The organism is Sulfitobacter sp., from assembly GCF_036961165.1.
GTDB lineage: Bacteria > Pseudomonadota > Alphaproteobacteria > Rhodobacterales > Rhodobacteraceae > Sulfitobacter.
In genome coordinates this window covers 1-5044 of sequence record NZ_JBALVJ010000139.1, presented here as the reverse complement: position 1 = coordinate 5044, position 5044 = coordinate 1, and the positions used below count along the sequence as shown (strand labels likewise).

The window sequence follows — 5044 nt, the reverse complement described above, 5'->3', positions numbered from 1 at the left end:
CGGAATTGCTCTTCGAGGTTATATCTCAATGCTATGAGCGCGGCTCCATCATCATAACCTCGAACCTGCCCTTCGATGAATGGACGGAGGTCTTTGATTCCGAACGGCTCACAGGCGCATTGTTGGATCGTTTGACCCATCACGCCCACATCCTCGAAATGAACGGCGAAAGTTACCGCCTAAAACACAGCCGTAACAAACAACAATAATCAAAGCTGAATCAAGACCAGAACAATGTTGGCCTAACAGCCAACATGCGCTTTGGCACGCTTCGGCTAGATGATAAGCGCGCCCACCAAAGCGCACGACAAACGATAACTTAGTGGACCAGTTTTACGCCGCGACTTGGTCCCTTTTTACTCTGCGATTGACACCCTGCCCGCCTAAACCGATTTTGCTCTGACAGTGCCCTCCCGAGCACCCAGTGCGATACAAAAAAGAGGACGATCCAAAATCCTGCCGGGCTCAATTCATTTGGCCCCCGACGATAGGGGCAGCCCAATTCCCTCAGAAACTCATTGAGCTTTTCTGTGGAAGCCCGAATTTGCGCTTCGATTTTGACCAACTCCTTGTGTGTGACCGCCAGTTTTATCTCCTCCTCGCCCACCGCTGTGCTGATTTAGCGGGAAATATTGAGATTGTAGCCTTCCTCGGCGATGTGCTCGTCCGTAAGTTGGTTCTGGCGTTTTCCTTTCGCGAAATGCTCGGTGGCGTTGATAAAGAGCAGTCATCTATATATCAAAGACTCGAGAAATATCAGTTATCGTTTGGCCTTCCACCAGTACCTCGCGCGGCAAAGTATGGCTGATAAAATGTATAGGGCTGGCTGTCATCCCATATGCGCCGCTGGAGTGCACCGCTACTATGTCGCCGTGTGCCAACGTCGGCAACATGACGCCGCTGGCGATCCGGTCGATAGAGGTGCACAGAGGGCCAACAAGGCTATATTTTTGGTAATCTTGGCCGCCACCGACCCGGTGCATTCGATAGTTCCGGTGTATGACCATTCCGAAATGACCTGAGGCGGGCAGATGATTGTTCATTCCGCCGTCACAAATTCCGATATTGTGTCCGCGCGATTCTTTGATTGCAACGACACTGGTCAGGAAATACCCGGATTCCCCGACCAGAAACCGACCCAATTCAAGTATAAGTTTGGTCCCTGCAAAGCGCGGCTCGGCGCGGAAACCCTCAAGGTCATTCCGGATGTTCCCTGCGACGTCATCAAGGGCGAGCGGCGTGTCACCCGGGTGGTAAGGGATGCCAAGTCCCGACCCAAAAACCAATTTTTGTGGGGTGATGTCGTGCCGTTCGCATATTTCGCGGAAGACCGACATGAATATCCTGTAGTTTTCGCAGATCGCATGCGGCTTAAGGCACTGAGTGCCGGAATAGATATGCAGGCCCACAACGTTAAGATGCGGCAGCGCCAACACCTGCGGCAGTTCTTCCTCAGCAACCTCAATGTCAAAGCCAAATGGGCTGGGCCGGCCTGCCATGTGATCGCCAAACCCCTTCGGAACCGTGGAGGGTGCCAGTCGGATCAGAACATCCTGAACTTTACCGGTTTCACCTGCGATTTTGTTTGCAACGACAGCTTCACGCAGGTTTTCCAGAATTAACTCACCAATCCCGACATCAATCGCCTCGGAAATTTCCGCGTCGCGCTTGCCTGGGCCGGTAAAACTTGCACGGGCTGTATCCCACCCTGCCTGGCGCGCAAGACGCAATTCGCCAATTGAGGATACATCAATGAAATCCACCCGGTCAGCCAGCCAGTGCAGCAGACTGGGGTTTGGGTTGCATTTCATGGCATAACTCAGGTCGAACCATTGGCCCAGCGTCGCCCGGACCTCGGCAATTCTGCCGTCGATGGCGTCGGCCAGAAAGACATATGACGGCGTGCCAAATTTTTGCGCAACTTTTGCCAAACAGACGTCAAGCTCGTTCATATCAGCGCTGGCCTTCCAAATATCGGACGATCCGCTCTACGCTGTCAAAATTATCAAGCGTTACGTCGCCCGGATAAACCTCTATGCGCCCAGTTTCTTCTACAAAGGCAATTACGTTCATCATAGCGACAGAATCAAGCAGACCGCTTGAAAACAGCTCAGTCTCTGGGTCGATTTGATCTTCGATATTCAGAGTGTTCTTCAGAAAGTCAATCAGTGTTTGGTCAGTCAGGTTCATGGTGAAAGGGTACCTTTTTATCTGGTTTCAAACGAATTCAATCGGCACCACCGTGCAGGACAGCTTTGGATTTGGCAATCACAGCCGGTCTGTCTAACTTGCCGCTGGCCGTACGGGGCATTGTTCCCGACCACAGATGAATTCGGCGTGGAACCATGTAATGTGGCATGTATTTGCGGCAGTGGGCCATCAATTTGGCAGTATCAATGCCCTCATGCGCCACAACGGTGACATGCACAACCTGACCCATGTCATCATCTTCGACACCGTAAGCCACCACATCAGAAACCACGCCACTCCGGGACACAAGATCTTCTACTTCTGTTGGGCTCAGTCTAAAGCCGCTGGTCTTGATCATGTCATCAATACGGCCCACAAACCAAAGGTCGCCATCATCGTCCATGCGTACCAGATCGCCACTGTAGACGACAGGCTCATCCCCAACCAGTGCCTTCAATTCGGGGCACGGACGAATCTTTTGGCGTGTAAGTTCGGGTTGCCGCCAATACCCAAGGCTTACCAGTGGTCCAGCATGCACCAACTCACCCTGTTCGCCCGGGCCCGCACAGCCCTTGCCATGCTGGACGACAAAGACTTGTACGTTCGGGATCGCTTGCCCAATCGAACCTTTCTTTGCCTCAAACTTCTCGGGCGGAAGATAGGTTGACCGAAACGCTTCTGTGAGGCCATACATCAGAAAAATATCCACCCCTGGGAACACTTTAGGCATAATCTCCAATACGTCAGGCGGAATTTTTCCGCCAGTGTTGGTGATCAGGCGCAAGGAGGGCATCGCTACGAGAGACTGATCCAACAGACGAACAATCTGGTTCCATAGCGGCGGTACCCCAGCAAATCCTGTGACATTATGATCGCGCACAGATCGGATCAATTCGGTCGGCATTGCAATGGGTTGATGGACAACGCTGCCCCCCGTCTTAAACATGGTCGTCAACTGATTCAAACCAGCGTCAAAACTGTAGGGCAACACCGACAAAAGACGATCAGACGATTTAAGGTGAAGATATTCAATCACCGATTTGGCCCCGATACGGATGTTGTGATGGCTTAGCATCACACCTTTGGGCATACCGGTCGATCCTGAAGTGTAGATGATCATTGCCAGATCGTCATCCGAAGGAAACGCCTCTTGGGCCTCTCCCGTTGCGGTTTGCTCAGACCACAGGCTTTGACAAAGATGCGTTGCTTCGCCATCTCCCGCAGATAAGACACCGAGAAGTGCCTTCGGAAGATTACCGCCCGAAAGCCCCTTCACCGCGGCCTTCCCCGCAACCAGAGCCTTTGCCCCAGAATCCGCCGCGACATAGCAAAGCTGATCTGTTGTCCATTGATAATTCACGTTCACGACCACCGCACCAATCTTTGCGGCTCCGAACATGGCAGCAACCTCTTCGATCCCCTTGCGAAGATGCACAATGACCCTGTCACCCTCGCAAATCCCGATTCCCGCAAGGTAGTCGGCCACCAAATTAGATTCGGCGACCAGTTCAGCATAGCAAACCGAACGCTTCGCATCTATCAGCGCAGTCTTGTTTGCATTATTCGGCAGGTTATCAGCCAGTAGACGATAGATGCTTTTGCCCGCCATAATTAATCACCCTCAGATTTTTGGGCCTGAGCACGTGCCGCTGGTTTGGATCCAGCCTGGCCGAAGAGAGCCAGGCGAGGGTAAATTCGTGCAGGCGATCCAATTACCGTAGAATCTGAGGGGACATTGGTTGAAACGGCGGTATTGGCACCTATGCGCACTCTGTCTCCGATGCGGATATTTCCAAGGACTGTCGAATTCACCCCAATGAACACATCATCTCCAATTACGGGCGCGCCATCCCCCATATTTCTACCAATTGTAACGTTGTGCATGATCCCGCAACGGTCACCAATGACTACATCCGGGTGGATAGAAAGCATGCCCTCGGCGTGAATGATATGAAAGTCATCTCCAATTACTACCTGGGGTGGAATCCACACCTTTGTAACATTCAGGATAAAGACCCTCAGAACACCATAAATTTTGTTGGCGATCCATCTGGCAACCGGATTTGTCAACTGTGACGCCCAGCGGCCATAGCGATATATTTCCAGAGAGACAAAAGCCGCATCAAGAACGGACCGTCCATGTCGATGATAGTCGCCCTTTATCAGCCGAAAAACATGCCTGCCTCCGCCGCCAGTTTCTAATGTCATAGCCGCCCTCCCTGCGGTGAATATCCGCCGCGTATTTTTTGAAAATCATAGTTGCCTAGTTAATTGTCACATCCCGGACGGTAGTATGGCTGTTTGTTGAACAGTTCTAGTTTGATTTTGCGCCAGTCTTTCATCGCTTGCAACAGCGTTATACTGCCCAACGCTGATTGCGGCAGTTGCTGGTTATAGAGCCAGACATAACGGTGCAGTGTGGCTTCCAATTCCTCGCCTGATTGGAAGTGGTGGCTTTGTAGCACGTCTTCGATACGACCATTGAACCGCTCCACCATGCCATTGGTTTGCAGTGATCTTGGCGGGGTCAGCCGATGCTCGATATTCAGATCGGCACAGAGCCTGTCGAACTCATGTTTCCCGCTTTGCGCCCGTTTTCGCAGACCAAAGAGACGGTCGGTAAACTCCTTCCCATTGTCCGTGAGTATGGTCCGAATGCACAGTGGACAAGCCCGCTCCAAATCCCGCAGGAAACGCCGTGCGTTGGCCGCTGTCTTGCTGCTGTAGATACGAATGAACACCCAGCGGGTAGCCCTGTCGATCGCGACAAACAGATAACGACGGGACGTTTGATCGGCCATCTGCGGCAAATATTTCACGTCGATATGAAGGTATCCAGGCTCATATGCCTTGA

Annotated in this window: 6 protein-coding genes; 1 reads left to right on the top strand and 5 read right to left on the bottom strand. The window is 52.1% G+C overall.

Annotation, left to right across the window (positions count from 1 at the left end; all coding sequences use genetic code 11):
* A partial coding sequence (locus V7730_RS21985) for an ATP-binding protein (RefSeq protein ID WP_335749696.1) occupies positions 1-209 on the top strand: 209 nt, incomplete at its 5' end.
* A gap of 522 nt (positions 210-731) precedes the next feature.
* Here V7730_RS21985 and V7730_RS21980 read toward each other — a convergent pair.
* The 5 genes from V7730_RS21980 to V7730_RS21960 form a co-directional block, all read right to left on the bottom strand.
* Positions 732-1952: a type III PLP-dependent enzyme gene (locus tag V7730_RS21980; protein WP_335749695.1), complete on the bottom strand. Its 1221-nt coding sequence runs from the start codon at positions 1950-1952 to the stop codon at positions 732-734.
* Between the two features lies 1 nt (position 1953).
* Entirely contained in the window at positions 1954-2190 is a 237-nt protein-coding gene (locus V7730_RS21975) for an acyl carrier protein (protein ID WP_335749694.1), read from the bottom strand.
* A gap of 37 nt (positions 2191-2227) precedes the next feature.
* A complete protein-coding gene (locus V7730_RS21970; protein WP_335749693.1) occupies positions 2228-3799 on the bottom strand; it encodes an AMP-binding protein in 1572 nt (523 codons plus the stop codon).
* A gap of 2 nt (positions 3800-3801) precedes the next feature.
* Complete coding sequence (locus V7730_RS21965) at positions 3802-4398, bottom strand: serine O-acetyltransferase (protein WP_335749692.1); 597 nt, start codon at positions 4396-4398, stop codon at positions 3802-3804.
* Between the two features lie 59 nt (positions 4399-4457).
* Positions 4458-5044 (bottom strand): DDE-type integrase/transposase/recombinase (locus tag V7730_RS21960; RefSeq protein ID WP_335749691.1); only part of this gene is annotated, 587 nt, incomplete at its 5' end.